This window comes from Veillonella faecalis (assembly GCF_024677885.1).
GTDB classification, from domain to species: Bacteria; Bacillota; Negativicutes; order Veillonellales; family Veillonellaceae; genus Veillonella; species Veillonella nakazawae.
The window spans coordinates 78204-103845 of record NZ_JALBWL010000005.1; the positions used below are offsets into that span (position 1 = coordinate 78204).

Consider the following 25642-nt stretch of genomic DNA (forward strand, 5'->3'; position numbering starts at 1 on the left):
CCTCCTTTAGAATCAAAGTTTATGTTTATTCATCATCACTTTATTATAATCTATTTGTGAATGTTGTGTATAGGTGGGGACATGTTAATTCCCCTATGAAAAAGGAATAGTCCCCTAGTTTTAGTAGGATATTGACGTAATGAGAATTTATGTTATTATAGAATAAACACGTATGAATGTATCCTCATGTAAATGTGTTCATATAATAAACTATACGTGTTTATAAAATACTCTGTTACCGATGTATGATATGTCTACTATGAGTTTCTGACTTATATAGATATATAGGAACATATATCTTTGAAGATTATGTTAGAAAGAAGTGATATGATGAGTAAGAAGAAACAAGAGTTTGATATAACAGGTATGCATTGTGCCGCCTGTGTAAAGCGTGTTGAAAATGTTGTTTCTAAAGTCGATGGCGTAGAGTCTGTAAAGGTTAATCTACTCACTCGTAAGGGAAGCGTTGAATATAAAGACGGTTCTACTGTAGAACCACAACAAATTATCGATGCTATTACAAATATTGGTTTCGGTGCTGCAGAGGCAGATGAAACAAAACAAGAAATAGAAAAGGTTAATTTAAAACCTCATATTACACGTCTTATCATTGCTGCTTGTATGGCTGTACCGATGATGATTAACATGACATTACATCGCTTTGGCATTCAAGCGTTGCCAGTATGGGTAGAGTTCATTCTTGCTACCATCGCTCAGTTTGGACCTGGTCTCATGTTTTATAAGAGTGCGTGGAGTGCGGTGAAGAATGGTGCCCTTACCATGGACGTGCTCGTAGTAATGGGTACGACAGTAGCGTATCTATTCAGTATTTATAATTGGCAGTTCCATCCAGAACTTGGGCCTCATGGCATTTACTTTGAAACCTCAGCTTGGCTCATTACATTCATTCTTCTTGGCAAACTTTTAGAAGAAATTGCTAAGGGGCGTACCTCTGAAGCACTTCAAAAATTGATTGCCTTGCAACCAGCAACAGCTCATGTATTGCGTGATGGTGAGTTCTTAGATATTCCTACATCTAAGGTTGTAGCAGGTGATATCTTACAAGTTCGGGCAGGCGAAAAAATTCCAGTGGATGGTACTATTACTGAAGGCTATTCTACTGTAGATGAAGCTATGCTTACCGGTGAAAGTTTGCCTGTAGAAAAACAAGTGGGATCTGATGTTATCGGTGCGACTATTAACTTGAGCGGTGCTTTCACAATGGAAGCAAAACGCATTGGTAGCGACACGATGTTATCTCAAATCATTAAGGTCGTTGAAGAAGCTCAAACCTCTAAAGCAAGTATTCAACGTATTGCAGATATCGTTGCTCAATATTTTGTGCCTACCGTTATTGGCCTCGCTGTATTGACTGGCCTTGTATGGTATTTTATTGTAGGCGATTCTGTTAATGTAGCTCTCATTAATGCTACAGCAGTGCTTGTTATCGCTTGTCCTTGTGCACTCGGTCTCGCTACACCAACATCTATTATGGTAGGCTCTGGCTTAGGTGCGGAGCATGGTGTTCTCATCAAGAGTGCAGAATATCTTGAAAAAGCAGGAAAACTCGATGCCATCGTTATGGATAAAACTGGCACTCTTACACAAGGTGTTCTCGATGTAACGGTTTTCAAAAACTATAATGGTGATGAAAGTAGAAATATGTCTATTATGATGGCCCTTGAAAGTGGTACATCGCATCCAATTGCAAAGGCCATGGTTTATTATGGCGAAGATCATGGTTATAAAGGTAACGCTGTAGAACTTGAAAGCTTTGGGGATGTACCAGGTAAAGGTTTACAAGGGGCTTATCAAGGTGTATCTGTACAGCTTGGTCATAGCCGTTGGATGACTGAATTAGGTTACGATTTAAGTGCCGTTCAAGACGATATTCTTCGTTTTGAAGAACAAGGTGCTTCCGTTTCTGTATTAGCTGTAGATGGTATAATCAGTGCTTTGTGGGCTGTAGAGGATGAATTGCGTCCAGAAACTATTGAGGTGGTAAAAGAATTACAGTCTCAAGGTATCGATGTGTGGATGCTTACCGGTGATAATCGCCGTACAGCTCAATATATTGCAAAACAAGCAGGTATTACTCACGTTATTGCTGAAGTGTTGCCTCAAGATAAAGCTAGCAAGGTAAAAGAGTTACAAGATAAAGGTCTGGTAGTGGGCATGGTTGGTGATGGTATCAACGATGCACCAGCTCTTGTAACGGCAGATATTGGTTTTGCTATCGGTAGTGGTACAGATATTGCCGTAGAGGCAGCAGATATCGTCCTTGTAAGAAATGATTTACACACACTAGTACAAGCAGTACGCCTCAGTCGTAAGACTATGACTAATATTAAACAAAATCTATTCTGGGCATTGATCTTTAACTGCATTGGTATTCCATTGGCTGCTATCGGTGCATTAAATCCTATGATTGCAGGTACAGCAATGGCATTTAGCTCTGTAACAGTTGTAGGTAACTCCCTTCGCTTGAAACGAGCTAAGATTTAATTTAACTTGTATCGTATAACATATAAGATATAATAATTGATAGCGTTGATTAAAGTTTATAAAGCACCTATACCATGGTATAGGTGCTTTATTTTAAATCTGACTATATATTTAAATCCTATGAAATTAGTGTTTTTAGACTGAGTGAGATTTGTTATACTAAATATAGTTATTCAGCTAAAAGAGAGGAGCTAGATTATGAAATTAAAGACGCGCGATATTGTATATATTGGATTTATTGCTGCCTTATGTGCAGTAGCAACAACGATTCGCATTGAAATACCAGGTGGGGCCATGGTTCACTTAGGATCTGCTGCATTATTTACGTCATCCATTCTTTTTGGCGGTTTATATGGTGGTTTAGGTGCGGCTATTGGTTCTGCATTATTTGACCTCTTTGGTGGACATACTCAATACATTGTATTCTCTTTCTTTATTAAAGGTATTGCAGGTCTTATTGTAGGTGGTATGACAGCAGGTTACTTGCCACCATCCATCACAAAGCCCACAGCATCCTTTACACGTATTTTGATTGCTCTTATTATTGGTACAATTTGGACTGCATTTGGCTATTTCTTAGCATGGTGGTTTGTTCTTGAAAGTGCAGCCGTAGCAGCTAGCAAAATTCAATACTCCTTGATTACAAGTGCTGCAGGTATTGTGGTGGCTATTATATTGACACCAAAACTACAAAAGGTAGTACGTAGATTATTTACAAAAAACTAATAGAGAGAACAATTGCAGATGCTATATGGAACTATCTTAATATTCATACGAAGCTTGCAGAATTTCTCCCGGCCGCAGAAAAACCTACCTATGGCAGTCTAGATATTTTCTAAATAGTTAAAGGGCGCTCATTAGCTAATATATATGCTAATGAACGCCCTTTTATTTTTCAGTATATATCAATTGTTATTGAGTTTGTTTATGGCATTAAAAGTTACAAAGGTCGTTTAGGTTTTCTGCCATGGTAGGATGTGTGAAGATTTGATTTTTGAAATATGTATATGGAATGTTGTTGTCCATAGCCATTTTAATGAGGTTAATCAACTCTTCAGCACCTTGAGAATAAAGTGTAGCACCAAGGATTAAATCGTTATCTGCATTTACTACAATTTTAAAAGCACCTTTTAAATAGTCGTTTACATGAGCTCTTGGCATGGTGGCTACGAGTATTTCTTTAGTTTTAACTGTATATCCTTTGTTGATAGCATCTTCTTCTGTGAGACCTACACGAGCCAGTGGAGGTGTTAAAAATGTTGTGTAAGGAATATTTTTGCGATCTTTTAATGTGTATTGGCCATTTCCTGTAAGTGCACCAAATACAATGCGGAAGTCATCGAGAGAAATATACGTAAATTGAGGACCACCGTTTACATCGCCTACTGCATATACACCAGGAACGGAGCTTTCACACGTATCATTAACTACGATAGCGCCGCGTTCGTTAGTAGTAATATCTGTATTTTCTAAACCGATGTTAGCTGTATTTGGCTTGCGACCTGTAGCATATAAAACAGCATCAAACGTATAGTTTTGACCATTTGCAGTAATAACAGGTTTGTTGCCATCATTAGATACAGAGTTTAATGTTACATCGTTAAGAATAGTAATACCTTGCTCAGTCAAGTACTCATTAGCTAATTCTTGTACGATCGGTTCCTCCCGTTTTAAGATGCCAGATTCAATATTAAATACTGTTACCTTTGTACCTAGTTTAGCATATAGACTGGCAAATTCAAGGCCGATTGGGCCCGCGCCGATGACGCCTAGTGTACTTGGTTGAGGGGATAATTGTTGAATATCTGTGCTATTATAGAAGCCTGTTGCTGCGCTGATGCCATCAATGTTAGGCTTAATCGCTACAGCACCAGTGTTAATAATAATTGTTTCACCACATAAGATGATTTTGTCTTCCCCAGCTGTAACGGCGATTTCTTTATTACTAATGAATTCACCATGTCCAGTATATACATCGACATGTTCATTAGTGTCTAGCATACCGAAGTTTTTATTCCGTAAACGAGATGTAACTACCTCGCGTTGGTTTAATACTTGATCATAAGATAAGCCTTTTGATGCGGCTATAATCATCGTTTTAGTTGGGATACATGCAATATTAATACATGTGCCACCATACATAAGTGGGTTTTCTTCAATCATAGCTACGGATTTACCCATAGAGCCAAATTTAGCAGCTAATGTTTTACCGGCTTTGCCGAAACCTAGAACGATAAGATCATAATGTTTGGTATTCATACAATACCTCCTGTCTTTATATTGAAAATATTAGATATGTTTATTATAGCATATTACAGTAGATATAAAAGTAAAATATGAAAATAATTCTCTATAATTTAGATGTTAAGTATTTCTACTTGACACATCTTTTTTTATACTGTACCATATGTAAAGTAATATGACTTGACAGTGAAGGAGGTGGCGAAATGGAAGAACGAGTACTTATCAGTTTGCTCTTAGATTTCTATGGGCCACTATTGACGGATAAGCAACGCATGTCCTTACAACTTCACCACGAAGACGATATGTCCCTTGGCGAGATTGCTGAGGAATTAGGCGTATCACGACAGGCTGTACACGATAACTTACAGCGTGCTCGACACATTTTAAATGATTACGAATCAAAATTGCACTTGGTAGAACAATATGAACAACGTGAAGGTTTGCTTTCACAGTTGAAAGAGAACTTGCCTGAAGAGGTGTTAGCTGAAACCAAGGTACAAAAAGTATTGGCGCAAATGGAGGGATATTATGGCATTTGATAGCTTGTCAGAAAAACTGCAAGAAGCCTTTCAATCCTTGAAAGGGAAGGGCAAAATTACTGAAGATGATGTCAATCTTGCGTTGCGTCAAGTACGTACAGCACTATTAGAAGCGGATGTTAACTTTATGGTTGCGAAGGACTTTGTGAAGTCCATTAAGGAAAAGGCCCTCGGTGAAGAGGTATTCGGTTCTTTAAATCCAGCGCAAACGGTTATTAAAATCGTAAATGATGAGTTAACAGCCTTGTTGGGTGGTACACAAAGTCGTATCATGATCTCCAGTAAGCCACCAACAATTATTATGCTTGTTGGTTTACAAGGTGCTGGTAAGACTACAACAGCTGGTAAATTGGCAGTATACCTTCGCAAACAAGGTAAACATCCAATGCTCGTAGCTGCCGACGTATATCGTCCAGCCGCGATTACTCAATTGCAAGTTGTAGGTAAGCAAATCGACATCCCCGTATTTGCTGATGAAACACCTGGTGCTAATCCAGTAGACATTGCGCGCCGTGCCGTAGAGCAAAGTACGCATATGTTGAAAGATGTTGTTATCATCGATACAGCTGGTCGCTTGGCTATTGACGAAGTCCTCATGGACGAGTTGTCCAACATCAAAGCAGCTGTCCGACCTCATGAAATTTTACTCGTTGTAGACTCCATGATCGGTCAAGATGCGGTAACAACAGCACAAACATTTAATGAAAAATTAGGCGTTGATGGTGTTATCCTTACTAAACTCGATGGTGATGCGCGCGGTGGTGCTGCGTTATCTATCAAAGCTGTAACAGGTTTGCCAATTAAGTTCACTGGTGTGAGCGAAAAAATGGATGGTTTCGATGTATTCTATCCAGACCGTATGGCTTCTCGTATTCTCGACTTAGGCGATTTCAAAACATTGATCGAAAACGTTCAAGGCGCTATCGATGAAGAAGAAGCTCGTGAAATGGCTAAGAAAATGGCGAAAAACAATTTCACCTTGGATGACTTCTTGAAACAGATGAATCAAGTGAGAAAGTTAGGGCCATTACAAAATATTATTGGTATGTTGCCAGGTATGGGTCAAATTAAGGATCAATTAAAAGACCTTGATTTGAATAGTAAAGAGGTGCGCCGCATTGAGGCCATCATTACATCCATGACGGCAGCAGAGCGAGAAAACCCAAGTATTCTTAATGGTTCTCGCCGCAAGCGTATTGCAATGGGGTCTGGTACGCAAGTACAAGACGTTAATCGCTTGTTGAAACAATTTGAAGAAGCGCGGAAAATGATGAAGCGCATGCAAGGTTTACGTGGCGGTAAGGGCGGCTTCCCTGGAATGCCTAAATTACCGTTTATGTAATACATGGGCAGGGGCGCTGAACCTGTCCACCCACATCAGTATAAGGAGGTGAATTTCACATGTTAAAAATTCGTTTGACTCGTTTAGGTGCTAAAAAAGCTCCTTTCTACCGTATCGTTGTTGCTGACGCACGTGCTCCACGTGAAGGTCGTCCTGTTGACACTATTGGTCAATATGATGCTACTAAACAACCAGCTATCGTTAATGTAGACGAAGAAAAAGCTTTGGCTTGGTTAGCTAAAGGTGCTCAGCCTACTGACACTGTTCGCTCCTTGTTCAAAAAACAAGGCGTTATGCAAAAATTTGCTGACGCTAAAAAGTAATTAATAGAGAGGCATACTGTGATGATAGAATTAATTTCATTAATTGCGAAATCATTAGTGAAGCAGCCTGATGCCGTATCTGTTACCATGGTCCAAAAGGGGAATATGGAAGTTTACGAACTTCATGTAGCCCCAGAGGATATGGGCAAAGTCATCGGAAAGCAAGGACGAATTGCGAAAGCGATTCGCGCTGTGGTGAAAGCGGCGGCTATTAAAGAGAACAAAAAGATATCTGTTGATATTGTCTAAAAGGGAGTATTCCAATGGAAGAAATGACATTACGTGTCCCTGTAGCAGTAAAAGCAAAAGTAACAGAAGACTTGAAAGCGAAGATTGTATCCGATCTTGAAACTCGCCTTGATATGGTGAATAAAGATTTGGAAGCAATTGAGTTCCAAGCTCAACGTATTTTGGCTGATGCGGCTAAAGTTGATGCTACAAGTCTTACTGCGATTCGTCAACAAATCGACGAAGAGAAAAATAAACGCTTGGCTTTCAAAGAAGAAGTAACAGCTAAATTGAAAGATGCTCAAGAATTGTCTTTGGGAACTGAAATTCCTCAAGGCACATTAGAGCAAACAGTTACCGTTAAAATCGGGGATAATTTGGATGCCATGATGGGCGCTGAAATCCTATTAGAAGACGGTAAAATCGTTGCGTTTCGTCAATAATGAAGCATAACGATTTCATCACAATAGGTGTTATCATCGCCCCGCACGGCGTGCGGGGTGATCTTCGTATTATGCCTAGAACCGATTTTCCAGAACGGTTCATGCATATGGATGCCTGTTACATCGATGGTAAAGAATACCACGTTGCATCCGCACGATTTCATAAACAATTTGTACTAGCATCCTTTAAGGAAATTCCTGATCGCAACGCAGCTGAATTATTCGCTAAGAAAGAGATTCAAGTACGTCGTGAAGATTTGGTAGAATTACCAGAAGGTCGCTACTACATCTTTGATATCATTGGTCTTGAAGTACAAGATACAAAAGGAAATGTGCTTGGCACAGTGACTGATGTATTGCAACCTGGTGCTAATGATGTCTATGTGGTTTCCAAAGATGGAGAACCAGATCAATTATTTGCAGCCATTGAAGAGGTCGTTAAAGACATCGATGTGGAAAATAAATTAATGATCGTAGATCCGCCTGAATGGATATAATCCTTTAGGCGGTTTTATTTTATCTACATATAGGTATATTATGGTAAAAGTTATATAATATAGCTATATATAGATAATGCTAATGAGTTTATGTGAGTTAATAAGTACAGAGGACGGTCTATGCGTATTGATATCGTATCTTTATTCCCTGAGTTTTTTGATGCTTTTTTTAGTCATTCCATCATAAAACGGGCTATCGAAGCGGAACGCTTATCTATGGGCGTAACTAACCCTCGGGACTTTAGTCATAATAAACATGGTCAAGTTGATGATACGCCGTATGGTGGTGGGGCTGGTATGCTTATGATGGCACCTCCCATCTTTGAAGCGGTAGAATCTGTTATTGCTCAATATGATAGCGAAACTAATAGCGCCTATTCTACAGATGAGATGTGTGATGAAATGAGCCTTATTGGTAATCCTAGTGAAAGTATACGACGTCGTGTTATTTTTATGGGACCTACAGGTCAACCTTTTACACAAGAAAAGGCACGTGAACTAGCGACGTACGACCAATTGGTGCTTATTTGTGGTCATTATGAAGGCGTAGACTATCGCGTAGAGGAATATTTAGTAGATGAAACTATTTCAATTGGGGATTATGTATTAACTGGTGGCGAGTTGCCAGCTATGGTTGTAGCCGATGCAGTGTCTCGTATGATTCCTGGCGTGTTAGGTGCAGCTAGTGGGGCCCAAGAAGATTCCTTTTATGAGCCTCTTTTAGAATGCCCTCAATATACAAAACCACCAGAATTTAGAGGTTGGACTGTACCAGATGTATTACGCAGTGGTCATCATAAAAATATTGCTGCATGGCGTCAAAAAGAAGCACTAAAACGGACACGATTGTTGCGGCCCGATTTATTGGAACGACCATTAACAAAAGAGGATGTTAAACTTTTAAAAGAGATTATTGCTGAAGAGTCTGAAAGAGATACAGGTGAAGTATGAAAGCTTTAGTATTAGGTGCTACTGGTGCAGTAGGGCGCCATATTGTAGAATCATTGATTGACAATCATGAAATTCAAGAAATTCATGTATTTGTACGTCGTCAAGTTACGTATACATCTCCAAAGGTAACCGTTCATATCGTTAATTTTGATGAACCTCGTGAATGGGCACACCTAGTAACAGGAGATATTTTATTCTCTGCTATGGGCACAAACCGTAAACAAGCAGGCTCTAAAGAAGCACAATGGACAGTCGATTATACCTACCAGTACGAAATGGCTCGCATTGCAGCTCAAAATGGAGTAAAAAAATATGGATTAGTCTCCTCTTTAGGGGCGAATCCAAAATCGAAATTCTTTTATATGTCCATGAAAGGACAATTGGAAGAGGTTATCTTAGAACTTCCATTTGAAGCGATTGTTATTGTTCGTCCAGCCACCTTGATTCGAGAGGAACCTAAATTGGTAGAACGTATTAGCTGTGCTGTATTTGGGGTCATTAATAAAGCACGTGTATTAATGAGTCAAGAGCCTGTAAAAACTGCTGATGTAGCTAAGGTGCTTGTAACAGCTACTATAGGACAACAATATGGTATTTCTATTATTGAAAATGAAACGATTCATGAACGTGTAGGCTACTTTAAAGCTTAATTTCATTAAATCCCGTTTAGGAGAGAGAGTAGTTTATATGCGTAAATAGGTATTGCTACTCTAACGAGGTTGTTTATGGAGTTTAATTGTTACGATGTCCTTGAGGTTCAGGGCAGCCGTTATATAATAACTGAAAAAATTAAATATAATGAGATTATTCCAAAAGCTGATCAGGAACAAGCCTATAAGGCTAAACCATCTATGCAAAAGTCTCCTGGTGATTATTGGCATGAATATGGCCTAGAGGCTGTTGAGGGAACTGATAAAATATGGCTTACCATTGAGTACAATGATAATGTGTGGTGCACTGTATCTAGAACATCCTATAAGAAGCGTGCGCCAAAAGGCTTTACATTACATCAAATCGGTTTGGAAAAGGTTGTAGCCGTAGATGGTGATAGTGGTGCGTCCGTAGGTGATCGAGCTGGGTATAAGGAATATCAATTGCCCTGTGAAGGCGGCGCTAGCGTATTCTTTGAAGAAAATTGGTTCAAAGGAGAAAAAATGTTTGCCGAAGGCTCTCGAGTACAGTTGGTGAATATTAAACTCTGTAATGATGCGGCAGCTAACGCTATTCGTAAAAAGAAACGTAATCAACGTTTGAAAGAACGACTCGAAGGAGTTGCCATGGCCATTGGCTGCGGCGCATTATTTTTGATGTGCCTTGTTAGTTGGGATTCTGACCTAACTTGGCATGGTATACGTGGTACCTTTGGCTTCCCTTATACTGCAAAGGAGCATATGCATGATACATCCGTCTATTATACTAAGACGGATTCGGATAATGAATATACTTCTAGTTTAGATCCTGTTAGTACAGCATTAGAATTAATAGATTCTTTAAACGGGGATATTAAAAATGAAGGTGAGAGCTTAGCAGAAGGTCGTGAAGTTATTGTATTTTATGATGCTAAGTCTGCCTATATTATCACTAACGTAGATGGGCAAACCCGCGTTAAGGTGTGTGAACCAGGAAAGTTGACACCAGAAGAACAGGAGCTCATTAATAGTACAATACGCAAGACACATGTGCTTGATTCCTATGCCTATATGGTTCGCCAACGGGATAGTAGTGGGCGCGAGAAATTCCTTAATATACACAATCTTAATGAAGCCGATAAGGCTTATATGTTTAACCGTTGACTATGAATATAACGGGACAATATTAGGAGGTTTATCATGATTTTTATTCCAGATGTATTATTGACGATTTTTTATGCTTGTTTTGGAATTTTCTTAATGTTAACTGCCAATACGGTTATTGATTTCTTTGTACCTGGTAAATTTAGTGAAGAAATCAAACGTGGTAACTGTGCTGTAGCATGGCTATCTGCAGGTTCCTTTATCGGTATTGGTGAAATATTGCGTGCTGTTATCATGTCTCCTGTAGTTACTACAGCAGATACATCTTTATTGCACGGTGTAGTAGCAAGTGTTGTTTATGCTATTCTTGGTATTGTACTATTTGTAACAGGCTATATGTTTATTAATCTATGGCATCGTAAATATAATTTATCTGAAGAGATTATGCGTGGTAATACAGCTGCTGGTATTCTCGTATTTGGTATCTTTGTAGGTCTTGCTCTCGTTGTTAGTGGTGCTGTGCACTAAGGGAGTGTCCTATGTATAAGCCAAGTAAGAAAACTATATACATAACGAGTGCCTTTGCCGCTGTGGCGGGCATCGTTGGTGTGTCTTCATACTGGAATGACATCGCTTATGCCGTATGTGATAAAATCTACCCGGAAGCAAATGATGGGGAAGTTCGATTAAAGGATAATCAAGGAAATCGCTACTCTTTATTGAATCATGGTGATGGTAAAGAGACAGCTTTATATGATGACAATCGGTCTGTTACCTTTCATCGTGATACTAGCGGCAATTTAGTGTGGGATGCAGGGCTAGCAGGACTTTTGCCTAGTATTGCAGCAGGTTACTATATTTTTCATGGATTTAATCCTCCTACGGCACGTATGGATGGACGAACTATGACCTATCGTGTGGCAGCACCTTTGAAACCCTATGAGGAGCCTAATGTATATACAACCACAGGCTCTAATACGCATGGTACGTTGGGGCGACGAACTTATAAAGACTATGAAAAGAGAAGAAGTCAAAAAGCCTCTTCTATAGGTCAAAAGTCGGGTTTTGGTAGTGCTGGCTCACGCTCTGGTGGCTCGTAATGGGAGGCGGTACTATGCAATCCTATATTGATGAGTTAGATACGGGCATACTGCCTTTTGTAGATTATGAAGGATATGACGATCGATATCCAACGCTTTCAGTACAATCTTTTCCTGCTGAGTTTTACGATGAAATACGACATGCATCTCGTATGTTATTCCAAATATTTTATAAGGCTACTAAAGTCTTTCAGCAGGCACCTGATGAGTTTGCTCTCAATATGGATATGCCGGAAAATCTGATTCCTTATCTTCACCGAGGGAATCCGTTAGGCCTACCTACGTGGCTGTCTCGCTTTGATTTTGTTCTCGATACACAGGGGCGATTGCGCATGGTGGAAATTAATGCGGATACCCCTTGTTTTTTGATTGAAAGTTATTATGCTAATGAGGTAGGCGCCCGTTATTTTGATAAAGAGCATCCAAATGAAGGGGCTAGGGATGAGCTAGAGCGTTTTTTGAAACGTGTTTATGAACGCACTTCTCAGGAAAATAGTAAATATAATACGGTAAAGAGTGGTGAAGCGAATCCATTTGTGTTTGCTTGCTTTCATGATTATTTAGAAGATTTAGGAACCACTAAGTTTTTAATGAATACGATGAAATCCGCTTGTCCTGAGGCAGATGTACGATTCTTATCATTTTATGATATGGTCATTGATGATGAAGGGATTTTACTTCCTGATGGCAGTCATGCATCAAACCTGTATCGTTTGCATCCCATGGAATTGTTAATCGATGAGACGACGGCAACGGGAGAACCGTTAGGTGAAATGTTCTTAGATTTATATAATGAGGGGCGATTTAATTTATTTAATCCTCCAGAAGCGATCATTTTGCAAAATAAGTCATTTATGTCCTTGGTGTATGCCTTATACTTAACTAATCAATTTTTTACGGGTCCTGAGCGAGATATTATTGAACGTTATTTGACTCCGTCCTATTTTGAAAGTGATTTTCCTAACCTCGATGAGGGGCTTTATATTCAAAAGGAAATCTGGGGTCGTGAGGGGCGCAATATACAAGTCGTTGAAAAACATGGGGATCAAGCAAAGGTCTTTATGGAAAAGTTTGTAGATAATTATGATGACATTGTTTGCCGTGACAGTAAGAAGGTTATGTACCAAGATTTTATTAAGCAAAAACGTTTTATTCACACTGTAGATAGTGGTACAAAAGAAGGGTGCTTGACGCTGTCTTGTTTTATGCTTGGGGACCAAGCCTCTGCTGTGGGAGCCCGTTTCTCTCCTGAAGAAATTGCTGGTACAGAAGCCTATTTTTTACCTTTAGTTATTGATTAAAAACTATGTAGAATGATTAATGGTACATAAATTATAGGGTTAGGAGCATAAAGTTATTAGGCTAGTGTTACTATAGTTTCTATTTGTTGTAAAGCTGGTATTTCTATTAATATTGTTTATATTTGTTGTTAGGTTATAGGAGATATAAGGCATTGGCTAATTTATATATCGGACTTGTTCATTATCCGATTATGAACAAACATAAAGAGGTCATTACGACGGCCATTACCAATTATGATATTCACGATATTGCACGCGCATCTATCACCTATGATGTATCTAAATATTTTGTGATTCATAATATACCGGCTCAACGAGAATTAGCCGCTACCATTATGGAGCATTGGAAGTCAGGCTTTGGTAGTACCTATAATCCGGACAGAAAAGATGCTTTCACAGGCGTTGAACTCGTTAATTCCATCGCTGTTGCGGTGCGTACTATCGAGGAGCTAGAAGGGGTAAAACCTATCGTAGCAACTACCGATGCTAGAACTTATGATAATACAATTTCCTATGCACGGATGCGTGAACACCTTGAAAATGAGGGCCGCCCTGTGTTAGTATTATTCGGTACCGGTTATGGTATGACAAAAGAAACGATGGAAAGCTTTGACTATATTTTAGAACCTATATATGGCCATGGTGAATACAATCATTTATCCGTGCGCAGTGCTGTATCAATCATTCTTGATCGGTTACGAGGCGAAGCATGGTGGAATAAATAGGAGGCGTCTATGTCAGGACATTCAAAATGGGCAAATATTAAACATAAAAAAGGCAAAACTGATGCTTTGAAGGCTAAATTAGCTACGAAAATCGGTCGCGAAATTACCGTTGCAGCACGCATGGGTGGTGCCGATCCAACAGGTAATATGCGTTTGAAATTGGCTTTGCAAAAAGCTCGTGAAAATAATATTCCTAAGGATAATATTCAACGTGCCATCGATAAAGGCGTTGGTGCTACGGATATGAACGCATACGAAGAAATCGTATATGAAGGTTATGGTCCAGCTGGTGTGGCTGTTACTGTAGAGGTTATGACGGATAATCGTAACCGTGCGGCTGCCGATGTACGCCATGCATTCTCTAAACAAGGTGGTAACCTTGGTGAAAGCGGTTGTGTAGGTTGGATGTTTAAATCTAAAGGCGTATTCGTTATCGATAAAGAAGGTCATGACGAAGATGAATTGACTATGTTAGCTCTTGAAGCGGGCGCAGAAGATCTTAAGTCCGAAGATGATGTATTTGAAATTTATACTACTCCTGAAGATTATGATGCGGTAGAATCAGCTCTTGCTGATGCGGGCATTGAAACAGAAGTAGCGAAAATCACAATGATTCCAGATACTACAATTGAATTGACTGGTGATGATGCTGTAAAAATGCAAAAAATGCTAGACGTATTGGATGATCTTGATGATGTACAAAATGTATATCACAATGGTATTTTGCCAGACGACGAAGAAGAATAATATTAAGGAGTACTCTGAGGGGTGCTCCTTTTTTATTGATTCATGAAATTTAGAGTTTTTGTAAATGTTAAGAATACTAATAGATTTCTTATAAATTTTATATTGAAATTCATGAACTTCGATGTGGTATTGTGCTATAATAAAATAGATTATGTAATGGAGGTAGGCGACAGCTTATCTCATTTTTAAACTAGGGGGTTGAGATGCGAATAATAGGTATTGACCCAGGCACGGCTATATGTGGATATGGCATTATTGACGTGAAGGGCAGCAAATTAACGCCAGTAGCCTATGGGGCTATTACAACTCCTAAGGAATTAACTGATTCACAACGGTTAGAAATTTTATTTAATGATCTAAGTGATATTCTAGAGGAATTTAAACCGGATAAGTTCGGCGTAGAGGAATTGTTCTTCAATCGCAATGTAACGACGGCGATTAAGGTTGGGCAAGCACGTGGAGTTATCTTGTTAGCAGCTGAACAACAGTGTATTCCTATTTATGAATATACACCGCTACAAATCAAGCAAGCTGTTACAGGATACGGTAAGGCTGATAAGAATCAGGTTATTTATATGACCATGAATATTTTGGGGATTCGTGAGAAAATTAAGCCCGATGATACGGCAGATGCATTAGCTGTTGCCATCTGTACGGCCCATAGTTCTCACAATGATAGATTGAAGAGGTTGGTATAATGATAGGGTATGTACGGGGCATCGTAACACATCTCTTTAAAGAGTCCTGTTACGTAGATGTACATGGCGTAGGGTATCGCGTTTATGTGCCGACCACTACGCGTCAACAATTGATCGAAGGTCATGAGGCAACGCTATTCACGTATCTCAACGTACGTGAAGATGCGATGCAACTCTATGGCTTTTGGACGGAAGAGGAATATGAGTTGTTTATTTTACTCATTTCTGTTTCTGGTATAGGGCCTAAGGTGGGGCTTGGCATTTTGTCTGGCATGACACCAGAGGCTTTCAAATTAGCTGTTATCAATGGACAAGTGCAGCAATTAACGAAATTGCCGGGCATTGGTAAGAAGTCTGCAGAGCGACTTGTTCTTGAATTAAAGGATAAGTTAGCGAAAATGACTCATATATCTGCAGAATCTCCAGCAGCTATACAGCCGATTGGTGTTTCCGCTAGTGGTGCTGCTGGTGAGGCCATTGAGGCTCTTGTGTCGCTAGGCTATTCAGAACGAGATGTAGCTGATATTGTAGAGTCTTTAGATGATGGTAAGCGCGATGTATCTGAGTTGATTAAAGTCAGCTTGATTGAGCTTGGGAAAGGACGATAAGGATGAACGAAGAAGTACGCCTTGTCGGAAATGGCGAGCACGAAGAAGATATGTGGCAATATAGTCTACGACCAAAGTTCTTTAATGAGTATGTAGGTCAAGAAGAGGCTAAAGGTAATCTAAATGTGTATATTCAGGCGGCTAAGCAACGTGGTGAAGCCTTAGATCACGTATTGCTCTATGGTCCACCAGGTCTTGGGAAGACTACTTTGGCAGGGATTATTGCGAATGAATTGGGTGTTAATTTTCGCATAACCTCTGGGCCTGCCATTGAAAAGTCTGGTGACTTGGCTGCCATCTTAACAAATTTAGATGACCACGATGTACTATTTATCGATGAAATTCATCGCTTGTCTCGCAGTGTAGAGGAAGTATTGTACTCTGCTATGGAGGACTATGCTATCGATATTATCATCGGTAAGGGCCCAAGTGCTCGAACGGTGCGCATTGATTTGCCAAAGTTTACTTTGGTAGGTGCCACTACACGGGCCGGGGCTTTGGCGGCGCCTTTGCGGGACCGCTTTGGTATTATTAACCGGTTGGAATATTATAAACAACCGGAATTAGAGTTTATTGTGACTCGGGCCGCAGAAATACTCAATATTGGTATTGAGCCAACTGGGGCTAGCGAAATTGCGCGTCGTTCAAGGGGGACGCCGCGTATCGCAAATCGTCTACTTAAACGGGTACGTGATTTTGCACAAGTTATTGGTGATGGGGTTATTACTCAAGACATTGCAGATGATGCGTTACAACGTTTATATATAGACAAAGAAGGACTCGATCGAATCGATCGACGTGTGTTGGAGTGTATTATTGAAAAGTATGATGGCGGTCCAGTAGGTATCGATACTATTGCGGCAGCTATCAGCGAAGAGAGAGATACCATCGAAGATGTGTATGAACCATATTTGATGCAACTAGGATTTTTAGGACGTACACCGCGTGGGAGGGTGGCTACTAAACTTGCCTATGAGCATTTAGGTATTTCACAGACAGGGAAATAACAATGAAAACGAAACGATTACAATTGATGATAATGGCAACTTTGTTTTTAGGTGTAAATATTGGCGGTGCTTCTGTTGCGCAAGGGGCAACATTGCAACATAAAAGTACAGTAGTAACTAAAAAGCCAATGCCGAAATCAACAGTATCTACAATAAATGTATCGAAAGTAAATTCGACTAAGAAGTCAACTTTTCGACCACTTGTAACTAAACCGGCCCCAAAGCCTGTGTCAAAAGTGTCGTCGAAGCCAGCTGCTAAACCTGCAGCATCTAGTGCTACAACGAAAGCTCAGAAAACAGTAGCTCCAAAACCTGTAGCAAAAACTACATCTACTGGTGTTAAGTCTACTGCATCTAAGGTTGTAAAAACATCTAATGCAAATAGTATTCAAGCTAATACAGCTGCTATTACGCGCAATAAGGTAGGTTCTGTAGTAACACCTGCTACGGAGCGCATAGAGCATGTACCAAATGTACGTGTTCTATTAGGAAGCCGTAGCTCCGATGCTAAGGTGACATCTACTGCTAATATGGTTGTGTTAAATAGTGCTAATGGTCAAGTTAGCACAATCAGTGCAAACCGTGGTACCTCTGTTGGCGTTCAAGGTAGTAAAATTGTTGTTAATGGCAAGGCTATTGATAGTGTAGTTACCTTAAAACCAGCTAATAGTGATGCGCCATTCTTGTTTGAAGGTAAAGGTTATCGCGGTGGACTTACATTACGTGCTAATAATGGTAAAATGATGGTTATCAACTCTGTACCTCTTGAAGATTATCTTTATGGCGTAGTTCCACAGGAAGTCATTCCGTCTTGGCCTGCAGCAGCATTGGAAGCACAAGCTGTAGCAGCTCGCACTTATGCGCTTCATACAATGGAAGAAAATAAAGGGAAATTGTATGATGTGAGTACGTCCACAGATCATCAAGTCTATAATGGGGTTAGTGGTGAAACTCAGGCTACTACTAATGCAGTAAATAAGACAAAGGGGATGGTTATGCTATATGATCAACGCCCTATTAATGCCTTATTCCATTCTGATGGTGGTGGCTATACTGAGGATAGTGTTAATGTGTGGGGCAGTGATGTACCATATTTGAAAGGTGTAAAGGATTTTAGTACTGGTACATCTACATCGAATTGGACGGTTACTACATCTCGTCAGGCCCTTGAAAGTAAGCTCAATGCAGCAAGTAAAGGGGTGGGGAAATTGAAGAGTATTCAATTGACACCACTTGGTAAACCAGGTCAACAAACATCTGATCGCGGTGTATCTGGTCGCATTAAGAGTGCTACTTTCATAGGTACTTCTGGAAAAACGACAATAGATGGGGATTCTCTACGTAGCATTTTAGGTTTAAAATCTACACTATTTGATTTCTATGTTAATCATAACCCGACTAAAGGTGCGGGGAAGGCATATCATAACTTTACTGGTAGTAATGATACTGTCTACATTAAAGGCCACGGTTGGGGGCATGGTCTTGGTATGTCTCAATGGGGTGCCGCAGAAATGGCGAAACGTGCTACCCCAGGGGATACAAATTATTACCAAACTATTTTGCGTCACTACTATAGTGGCATTACATTAAAGAAAATGTACTAATAAGGATTACGATGAAAGTTACAGATTTTGATTATGAATTGCCAGAGGAACTAATTGCGCAACATCCTGTAGAACCTCGCGATACAGCAAGACTGTTAACCTTGGATAAGGTTACCGGTGAGGTTGCGCATAAAGAGCATTTTTACGATTTGCTTGATGAACTTCATGAAGGGGATGTACTTGTATTTAATAATACAAAGGTTATTCCTGCAAGATTATATGGTCAACGGCAAGGTTCTGGTGGCAAGGTAGAGGTATTGCTCCTCACTCCATGTGGTGAAAACCGGTGGAAATGCCTTGTTAAACCTGGTAAAAAATGTCCTGTTGGTCAAGTCATAGAGTTTGACGACCGCTTAAGTGGGACTGTAATAGATAAGACTGAATTTGGAGGCCGTATCATTGAGTTCACTTGCAATGGTGTATTTGATGATGTGATACAAGAAATTGGTGAAATGCCATTACCTCCATATATTCATGAAAAGTTAGAAGATAAAGACCGTTATCAAACGGTATATGCTAAGGAGAAAGGTTCTGCTGCGGCTCCAACTGCAGGTCTACACTTCACACCAGAGCTTTTAGAAAAAATAAAAGCTAAAGGCGTAGAGCTTGAGTTTGTAACATTGCATGTTGGTCTTGGTACTTTTAGACCTGTATCGGCAGAGTCGATTGAAGATCATGAGATGCATAGTGAGTTCTTCGTTGTATCTCAAGAAACCGCTGACCGTATTAATGCAGCTAAGAGAAACGGACGCCGTATTATTGCGGTAGGTACTACATCTGTACGTACACTCGAGTCTGCTACCAATGATGACGGTATACTACAAGGTATTAGTGGATGGACTCAAATTTTTATCTATCCTGGTTATAAATTTAAGATGATTGATGCATTAGTAACGAATTTCCATTTGCCTCAATCTACATTGTTAATGTTGATTAGTGCATTAGCCGGTCGTGAACATTGTTTAGCGGCCTACGAAGAAGCTGTTCGAGAACGTTATCGCTTCTTTAGCTTTGGCGACGCTATGTTTATTCGTTAGGAGGGACTATGCCAAGTATTACTTATGAATTACAAAAGACATGTCCTCATACGGGGGCACGTGCAGGTTTATTGCATACACCACATGGCACCTTCCAAACCCCAATGTTTATGCCTGTAGGTACACAGGCAACTGTTAAAACAATGACACCTGAAGAATTAAAGGCTATTGGTTCTCAAGTTATCTTGAGTAATACGTACCATTTATTCCTTCGTCCTGGTCCTGAACTTGTGGAAGAAGCAGGTGGGTTGCATAAGTTTATGAATTGGGATCAAGCTATTTTAACTGATAGCGGTGGATTCCAAGTATTTAGCTTAGGCGACATGCGTAAGATTACTGAAGAAGGTGTAACTTTTAGATCACATATTGATGGTTCTAAACAGTTTTTATCTCCAGAAGTTGCCACAAAGGTACAAGAGCAATTAGGTTCTGATATTGCGATGGCCTTTGATGAATGTATTCCATATCCAGCAGATCATGATTATGCGAAGCGTTCTACAGCGCGTACCACACGTTGGGCTCATCGTTGCCAAGAGGCTCGTAAGGCTCATGACCGTCAAGGTATGTTTGGTATCGTTCAAGGCGGCATGTATAAAGACTTGCGTAAACAAAGTGCGGAAGAGCTAGTAGCCATGGACTTTGAAGGCTATAGTATTGGCGGCTTATCCGTTGGGGAACCTCATGATTTAATGAACGAGATTTTGGAATATACCACACCATTGTTGCCAACTAACAAGGCTCGTTACTTGATGGGCGTTGGTACAGCGGATTGTCTTGTTGAAGGCGTGGCACGTGGTATTGATATGTTTGACTGCGTATATCCAACACGTGTTGCTCGAAATGGGATGGCTATGACTTGGAAGGGGCGCCTTAACATTCGAAATGCGCAGTTTGCTCATGATTGGGGTCCTTTAGAAGAAGGCTGTCAGTGCTATACATGTAAAAATTATTCCCGCGCTTATATTCGTCACTTGTATAAGGCGGAAGAAATTTTGGTATTGCGTCTCGTAACATACCATAATCTCTACTTCTTGCTTGAGTTTATGCGTCAAATGCGACAAGCTATTTTGGAAGATCGATTCCCTCAATTTAGAATGCAGTTTTGGGATAGCTTTAAAAAATAGTAATTAAGTCTAGTCAAATCTATATTAGGTGGCTATACTAGAAAAGAAAAATATATTTATTATACTAGGAGGATAAAATGGAAGATATTTTACAAGTGTTGCAAACTAGCTGGCCTATTTTGTTGATGGTCGTAATCTTTTATTTTTTATTATGGCGTCCACAAAAGAAACAACAAAAAGAGCGCGCTAATTTGTTAGGTAGCTTGAAAAAAGGCCAAAAAATCGTTACAATTGGCGGTATTTATGGTGAAATCGTTGAACTTGATGATGAAAAAGTAAAGGTTCAAGTATCTGAAAAAGTGGAGTTAACATTTGCGCGTTCTGCAATTGCTAACGTACTTTCCAAGAAAAACAAGGAAGAAAAATAATGAATACAAAGGAAGCAGTGCGCCGGGCGTGCAAGTCCAAGCGCGCTGCTTTATCCGTTGCTGATTGTAATACATGGACATCAATGTTGACGGAGCAAATCGTCAATACTCCTGAATATAAATCAGCCAATAGCATTATGGCCTATTTGGCGATGCCCAAGGAGGCCAATTTAGACGATGTGATTCGTCATGCTTTAGAACATGGTAAATCCGTATATGTTCCAGTTTGTACAGATAAGACGACAATGATTGCAGTTCGTCTCAAGTCTCTAGAATCTATCACTCGGGGTGTGTTAAATATACGCATTCCCTCTGAGCCATACGAGGTTATTAATCCACATGACTTGGATTTGATTTTAGTGCCTGGTGCTGGCTTTGACCGTCAAGGTGGTCGCATGGGGATGGGGAATGGGTATTATGATCGATTTCTCAAGGAACTTTCACCAAGTACATATATGGGCGTATGTTGGGCTATCCAAATTTGGGATGAACCAATCCCTATGGATGAATTGGACCAACGGATGAACAAGATTGTAACGGAGCAAGGCGTTATACATTGCGTATAGTAGTAGAAGGGAGCAACTATTTTGAACGGTAAAGCTATTATCAAGTTTTTAGTAGTCATTGCTGCCATCATTGGATTATTTGCGTATTTCATTCAACCTTTAGCAGGTTCTTTGAAACAAGGCCTAGACTTACAAGGCGGTACGCATATCGTATTGGAAGCAGAGGATTCTGCAACTGGTCAAGCTGACAATGATGCAGTGGAACGGGCGAAGCAAATCTTAGAGCGTCGTATTAATGAAATGGGTTTGTCTGAACCATTAGTACAACGTGAAGGTGCTCGCCGTATTATCATCGAATTGCCAGGCGTAAAAGATCCTGACGAAGCGATAAAACGTATCGGTAAAACTGCGGTCTTAGAATTTAAAAATGACCAAGGTCAAACTGTTATGACTGGTGATGATTTAAAAGATGCGAAAGAAGAGTTAGGTCAAAATAAACAACCACTCGTTGCTATTGAATTAAGCGATGAAGGGGCTAAGAAATTTGCGGACTTAACATCTAAAAATATTGGCCGTCGCATTGCCATTACTTTGGATGGTAAAGAATTGACTAATCCTGTAGTGCAACAAGCAATTACAGGTGGTAAAGCAACAATTTCTGGTAGTCAAAGCTTAGAAGAAGCTAAAGACTTAGCTATTTTATTACGTTCCGGTGCATTGCCTGTTAAAATTAATGTATTGGAAGTTCGTACAGTAGGTCCTTCTTTAGGTCAAGACTCTAAGGATAAATCTGTTGTAGCCTTCAGTGCTGGTATTGCAATGATCATGATTTTCTTGGTTATTTTATATCGCTTTTCTGGTATCGTAGCTAATATCGCATTACTTGTATATGTAATGCTCTTATTACTTGTATTAGGTAAAGGCTTTAATGCGACTATGACATTGCCAGGTATTGCTGGTATTATCTTATCCATGGGTGTTGCTGTAGATGCTAATATCCTTATCTTTGAACGATTTAAGGAAGAGGTATTCTCTGGTAAATCCATGCGTGTAGCAATGGAAGCTGGTTTTAGTCGTGCTTTAGCAACAATTACAGATGCGAACGTATCCGTTATTATTACGGCTGCTATCTTGACAATCTTAGGTTCTGGTCCGGTAAAAGGCTTCGCTATCAGCTTAGGCGTAGGTGTTGTTGTAAGTATGTTTACAGCGATTACAGTGAGTCATTTCTTGTTGCGCTTACTTATTGACTGTAACTTTACGAACCATCCATTCTGGTTTGGTGCGAATATCTCTCCAAGCAAAAGTGCTGACGCATTTGCACCAAAATCTTTGAAAGGAGGTAAACGCAAATGACATTAGACGTAATTAAACATCATCGTTGGTGGTTTGCTATTTCCTCCACACTTGTTATTATCAGTTTGATTTCTATCTTTACTAAAGGCTTTAACTTTGGTATTGATTATACTGGTGGTACAATTGTTGAAGTTGTATTTGATCAACCTGTAGAGGTTAGTCAAGTTCGTGACGTTTTGAAAGAATATAATCTTGAAAATGCACAAATTCAGCTTTCTGGTGATACTACTGGTGAAACAGCGGGCGAAGACGTAATGATTCGTACACGTAATCTCGAGTCTAGTGAAAGTGCCGCTGTTGTAGAGTCTTTGACTAAATCTATTGGAAACAATACAGTTAAACGTATTGAAACTGTAGGTGCTGTAATTGGTTCTGAGGTTACAGAACATGCGTTGTTAAATCTTGTTATAGCATTCGCAGCATTAGCATTGTATATTTCTTATCGTTTTGAATATAAAGTTGCTATTTCTGCTCTTGTTGCTATTTTCCACGATTTAATCATGGTGCTTGGCGTATTCTCTTATTTCCAATTGGAAATTGATGCATCCTTCTTGGCTGCTATTCTAACGGTTGTAGGTTACTCCATGAATGAGTCTGTAGTTATCTTTGACCGTGTTCGTGAAAATACACATACACATAAACGTTCTGATACATTTGCCGATTTGGCGAATGCGTCTATTACACAAAGTATTCACCGTAGTTTCTATACATTGGCTACCGTTATGTTTGCCTGTGTATCCCTTTACCTATTCGGCGGGGACACTACAAAGAACTTTGCTCTTTGTATGATCATCGGTTTTGCTAGTGGTGCGTACTCCTCTATCTGTGTAGCTACATCCTTATGGGTTATGTGGAAAAGTCGCAATAAAAACGATATCCGCAATCAACAATAATATATAACTGCTTTTACTATAATAATGGTAAAAGTACTGAACCTCTCTAGCATACAGTCTAGAGAGGTTCTTTTTAGTCTGTGGCATATTATATATGACTCATTATGTATTGGTAGCTGCATTACCTATAGTGATTACTTCTGAACTAAGTGGTAGTGATTTAGATGCAGGACTGGCGATGACGTATTTTCAAATCGGCACCATTATATGTAGACTCTTTGCAGGACGATTGATTGATGGATTTAATAAGCGCATTGTTTTACTAATATCAACAGCATTGTTTTTTATTATTATGGGGCTCTTTAATTTCACTACATCTTTAGATGCTATATTCGTACTACGCGGTTTGCATGGTGTTGTCTTTGCCCTTGGTACAACAGTAATGTCTGCTTTAGCTGTATTAGTACTACCTCCTAGTCGAAAAGGGGAGGGGATTAATATGTTTGCCATCTTTTCGAACGTAGCCATGGTATTGGGGCCTGCTATTGGTTTATATGCGCTATCATTATATGGTAGTATAGCACTGTATATATTTTTAACTGCTATGACAGGGTTGGCTATGCTGTTAAGTAATGTTATTCCTCTTTCAAAAGAGTTAGCCTTACCAAAACTGTCTAAGCGCAAAGGCTGGCATATTTCTCAATTTATAGAAAGTAAAAGTTTGCCTTGGGCATTAATGGGTTTATTCATAGGTTTTACTTATTCAGGTGTTTTAGTATTTATTCCTATCGAGCTGAATAGTATGGGCGCAGGTATTTGGGGTAGTGCTTTTTTTGCTATCTTTGCTTTGATGATTATAATCAGTCGACCTTTGGTGGGGAAAGTCTATGCTCGTTATGGATCTAAATTCATTATTTATCCTGGGTTAGGCTTATTTATATTAGGCCTATTTGGCTTAGGCCTTGCCACAACACCAATGGCTATTATTCTTACAGCCCCATTATTGGGCTTAGGCTATGGGGCGGCCCAGCCGGCATTTCAAGCGTTAGCCATACAATCAGCACCTATTGAACGAGCAGGTGTATCAACGGCGACATATTTCTTAGCTCTTGATATAAGTGTAGGCGCTGGTTCAATTATACTTGCATTACTGGCAAATGCATTAGGATATCAATACCTATATATTATTGCTGCGTTAGTTATGGTCATAGCGCTCAGTTTATATCATGTATGGATTAAAAAATATACTCCATTAGAAATATAGTTATATAGGGATTTTATTTGTGAAAGTTTCCCTTCGTAGATTTAGATAAAACCATAAATCCTTATAGGATACTTTTGAAAGTATCCTATAAGGATTTTTTTGCTTTAGTAGTAATTAGTGAAAGTTAGTTAAAAATAAAATGAACTAAAGTAATTGAAAAAAAGTGTTATACAATTTAAAACCTGAATTAATAAGGAATTAAGGCGTGCTTATAATGAGATGTAGTGAATTTAAAATGAAGTTGTAAAAACAAGGTTTTTATATGTTGACGATTATTTTATTTGTGCTATACTTATACAAGTCGTTAGGACACAGCACAAACGACGAGCACAAAAAACTTCTGAAAAAGTTTTAAAAAGTGCTTGACGTAATGAGCTGAACTTGATAGAATAATCAAGTCGCCAGTTGATGAAACACTTCGAAAGAAGGTAGTGGAAACTGGTACAGATCTTTGAAAACTGAACAATGATAGGTAATCAATCAATACGATTGAACATATGCCAGAGTGCGGGTTTTGACAAAGTCAAAACCAACCATAATTCAAAGTTACTTAAATGTA

At 39.4% G+C, this 25642-nt stretch carries 27 protein-coding genes and 1 pseudogene; 27 read left to right on the forward strand and 1 reads right to left on the reverse strand.

Features of this window, described 5'->3' with window-relative positions; genetic code table 11:
* Positions 1–330 precede the first annotated feature (330 nt).
* Entirely contained in the window at positions 331–2505 is a 2175-nt protein-coding gene (locus MOQ65_RS08925; protein ID WP_257847343.1) for a heavy metal translocating P-type ATPase, read from the forward strand.
* 198 nt (positions 2506–2703) lie between these two features.
* Positions 2704–3231, forward strand: coding sequence for an ECF transporter S component (locus MOQ65_RS08930; protein ID WP_005383003.1), 528 nt, complete (start codon positions 2704–2706; stop codon positions 3229–3231).
* A 207-nt stretch (positions 3232–3438) separates the two neighbouring features.
* On the opposite strand, the gene MOQ65_RS08935 is transcribed toward MOQ65_RS08930, so the two are convergent.
* Positions 3439–4764, reverse strand: coding sequence for an FAD-containing oxidoreductase (locus MOQ65_RS08935; RefSeq protein WP_257847328.1), 1326 nt, complete (start codon positions 4762–4764; stop codon positions 3439–3441).
* Positions 4765–4952: 188 nt separating this feature from the next.
* Here MOQ65_RS08935 and ylxM point away from each other — a divergent pair, with 188 nt between their 5' ends.
* From ylxM to MOQ65_RS09060, 25 genes and pseudogenes are all read left to right on the forward strand, one after another.
* The gene (gene ylxM / locus MOQ65_RS08940) at positions 4953–5288 is read left to right on the forward strand and encodes a YlxM family DNA-binding protein (RefSeq protein ID WP_060924915.1); all 336 of its coding nucleotides are present in this window, start codon (positions 4953–4955) and stop codon (positions 5286–5288) included.
* Positions 5278–6630 carry a signal recognition particle protein gene (gene ffh, locus MOQ65_RS08945; RefSeq protein ID WP_105094782.1) on the forward strand — a complete coding sequence of 451 codons (1353 nt, stop codon included), beginning with the start codon at positions 5278–5280 and terminating at the stop codon, positions 6628–6630. Before ylxM ends, ffh begins: the two co-directional genes overlap by 11 nt.
* A gap of 59 nt (positions 6631–6689) precedes the next feature.
* Positions 6690–6953, forward strand: coding sequence for a 30S ribosomal protein S16 (gene rpsP, locus MOQ65_RS08950; RefSeq protein WP_004695565.1), 264 nt, complete (start codon positions 6690–6692; stop codon positions 6951–6953).
* A 21-nt stretch (positions 6954–6974) separates the two neighbouring features.
* Positions 6975–7202 (forward strand): KH domain-containing protein, encoded by a 228-nt coding sequence (locus tag MOQ65_RS08955; RefSeq protein ID WP_009352618.1) that lies wholly within the window; start codon positions 6975–6977, stop codon positions 7200–7202.
* 14 nt (positions 7203–7216) lie between these two features.
* Positions 7217–7624 (forward strand): YlqD family protein, encoded by a 408-nt coding sequence (locus MOQ65_RS08960; protein ID WP_105086221.1) that lies wholly within the window; start codon positions 7217–7219, stop codon positions 7622–7624.
* The gene (gene rimM, locus MOQ65_RS08965) at positions 7624–8121 is read left to right on the forward strand and encodes a ribosome maturation factor RimM (RefSeq protein ID WP_060924912.1); all 498 of its coding nucleotides are present in this window, start codon (positions 7624–7626) and stop codon (positions 8119–8121) included. The genes MOQ65_RS08960 and rimM overlap by 1 nt, the downstream gene beginning before the upstream one ends.
* Before the next feature lie 120 nt (positions 8122–8241).
* On the forward strand, positions 8242–9072 hold the full coding sequence (trmD, locus tag MOQ65_RS08970; protein WP_257847329.1) for a tRNA (guanosine(37)-N1)-methyltransferase TrmD: 831 nt from the start codon (positions 8242–8244) through the stop codon (positions 9070–9072).
* Complete coding sequence (locus MOQ65_RS08975; protein ID WP_257847330.1) at positions 9069–9722, forward strand: NAD(P)H-binding protein; 654 nt, start codon at positions 9069–9071, stop codon at positions 9720–9722. The genes trmD and MOQ65_RS08975 overlap by 4 nt, the downstream gene beginning before the upstream one ends.
* 75 nt (positions 9723–9797) lie before the next feature.
* The gene (locus tag MOQ65_RS08980) at positions 9798–10865 is read left to right on the forward strand and encodes a hypothetical protein (RefSeq protein ID WP_257847331.1); all 1068 of its coding nucleotides are present in this window, start codon (positions 9798–9800) and stop codon (positions 10863–10865) included.
* 36 nt (positions 10866–10901) lie between these two features.
* Positions 10902–11333: a DUF350 domain-containing protein gene (locus MOQ65_RS08985; protein WP_009352625.1), complete on the forward strand. Its 432-nt coding sequence runs from the start codon at positions 10902–10904 to the stop codon at positions 11331–11333.
* Positions 11334–11344: 11 nt separating this feature from the next.
* Positions 11345–11905 (forward strand): hypothetical protein, encoded by a 561-nt coding sequence (locus MOQ65_RS08990; RefSeq protein WP_257847333.1) that lies wholly within the window; start codon positions 11345–11347, stop codon positions 11903–11905.
* Positions 11906–11919: 14 nt separating this feature from the next.
* Entirely contained in the window at positions 11920–13206 is a 1287-nt protein-coding gene (locus MOQ65_RS08995) for a glutathionylspermidine synthase family protein (RefSeq protein WP_257847334.1), read from the forward strand.
* A 152-nt stretch (positions 13207–13358) separates the two neighbouring features.
* Complete coding sequence (locus MOQ65_RS09000) at positions 13359–13931, forward strand: RNA methyltransferase (RefSeq protein ID WP_038148738.1); 573 nt, start codon at positions 13359–13361, stop codon at positions 13929–13931.
* Positions 13932–13940: 9 nt separating this feature from the next.
* The gene (locus MOQ65_RS09005) at positions 13941–14678 is read left to right on the forward strand and encodes a YebC/PmpR family DNA-binding transcriptional regulator (protein WP_105086230.1); all 738 of its coding nucleotides are present in this window, start codon (positions 13941–13943) and stop codon (positions 14676–14678) included.
* A 203-nt stretch (positions 14679–14881) separates the two neighbouring features.
* Positions 14882–15376 carry a crossover junction endodeoxyribonuclease RuvC gene (gene ruvC / locus MOQ65_RS09010; RefSeq protein WP_257847336.1) on the forward strand — a complete coding sequence of 165 codons (495 nt, stop codon included), beginning with the start codon at positions 14882–14884 and terminating at the stop codon, positions 15374–15376.
* Positions 15376–15984, forward strand: a complete 609-nt coding sequence (gene ruvA / locus MOQ65_RS09015; protein ID WP_257847337.1) for a Holliday junction branch migration protein RuvA — start codon at positions 15376–15378, stop codon at positions 15982–15984. The genes ruvC and ruvA overlap by 1 nt, the downstream gene beginning before the upstream one ends.
* Positions 15985–15986: 2 nt before the next feature.
* The gene (gene ruvB, locus MOQ65_RS09020; RefSeq protein WP_178885285.1) at positions 15987–16991 is read left to right on the forward strand and encodes a Holliday junction branch migration DNA helicase RuvB; all 1005 of its coding nucleotides are present in this window, start codon (positions 15987–15989) and stop codon (positions 16989–16991) included.
* 2 nt (positions 16992–16993) lie between these two features.
* Complete coding sequence (locus MOQ65_RS09025) at positions 16994–18595, forward strand: SpoIID/LytB domain-containing protein (protein ID WP_257847339.1); 1602 nt, start codon at positions 16994–16996, stop codon at positions 18593–18595.
* 11 nt (positions 18596–18606) lie between these two features.
* Positions 18607–19632: a tRNA preQ1(34) S-adenosylmethionine ribosyltransferase-isomerase QueA gene (gene queA, locus MOQ65_RS09030; RefSeq protein WP_156719940.1), complete on the forward strand. Its 1026-nt coding sequence runs from the start codon at positions 18607–18609 to the stop codon at positions 19630–19632.
* A gap of 8 nt (positions 19633–19640) precedes the next feature.
* Positions 19641–20756 carry a tRNA guanosine(34) transglycosylase Tgt gene (tgt, locus tag MOQ65_RS09035; protein WP_257847340.1) on the forward strand — a complete coding sequence of 372 codons (1116 nt, stop codon included), beginning with the start codon at positions 19641–19643 and terminating at the stop codon, positions 20754–20756.
* Between the two features lie 77 nt (positions 20757–20833).
* Positions 20834–21124, forward strand: coding sequence for a preprotein translocase subunit YajC (yajC, locus tag MOQ65_RS09040; protein ID WP_005387358.1), 291 nt, complete (start codon positions 20834–20836; stop codon positions 21122–21124).
* Positions 21124–21690 (forward strand): 5-formyltetrahydrofolate cyclo-ligase, encoded by a 567-nt coding sequence (locus MOQ65_RS09045; RefSeq protein WP_129823868.1) that lies wholly within the window; start codon positions 21124–21126, stop codon positions 21688–21690. Before yajC ends, MOQ65_RS09045 begins: the two co-directional genes overlap by 1 nt.
* Before the next feature lie 21 nt (positions 21691–21711).
* Positions 21712–22986: a protein translocase subunit SecD gene (gene secD, locus MOQ65_RS09050; RefSeq protein ID WP_257847341.1), complete on the forward strand. Its 1275-nt coding sequence runs from the start codon at positions 21712–21714 to the stop codon at positions 22984–22986.
* A complete protein-coding gene (gene secF / locus MOQ65_RS09055; RefSeq protein WP_257847342.1) occupies positions 22983–23879 on the forward strand; it encodes a protein translocase subunit SecF in 897 nt (298 codons plus the stop codon). Before secD ends, secF begins: the two co-directional genes overlap by 4 nt.
* A gap of 82 nt (positions 23880–23961) precedes the next feature.
* A pseudogene (locus MOQ65_RS09060) lies at positions 23962–25083 on the forward strand (MFS transporter); the annotation flags it as partial.
* Between the last annotated feature and the right edge of the window lie 559 nt (positions 25084–25642).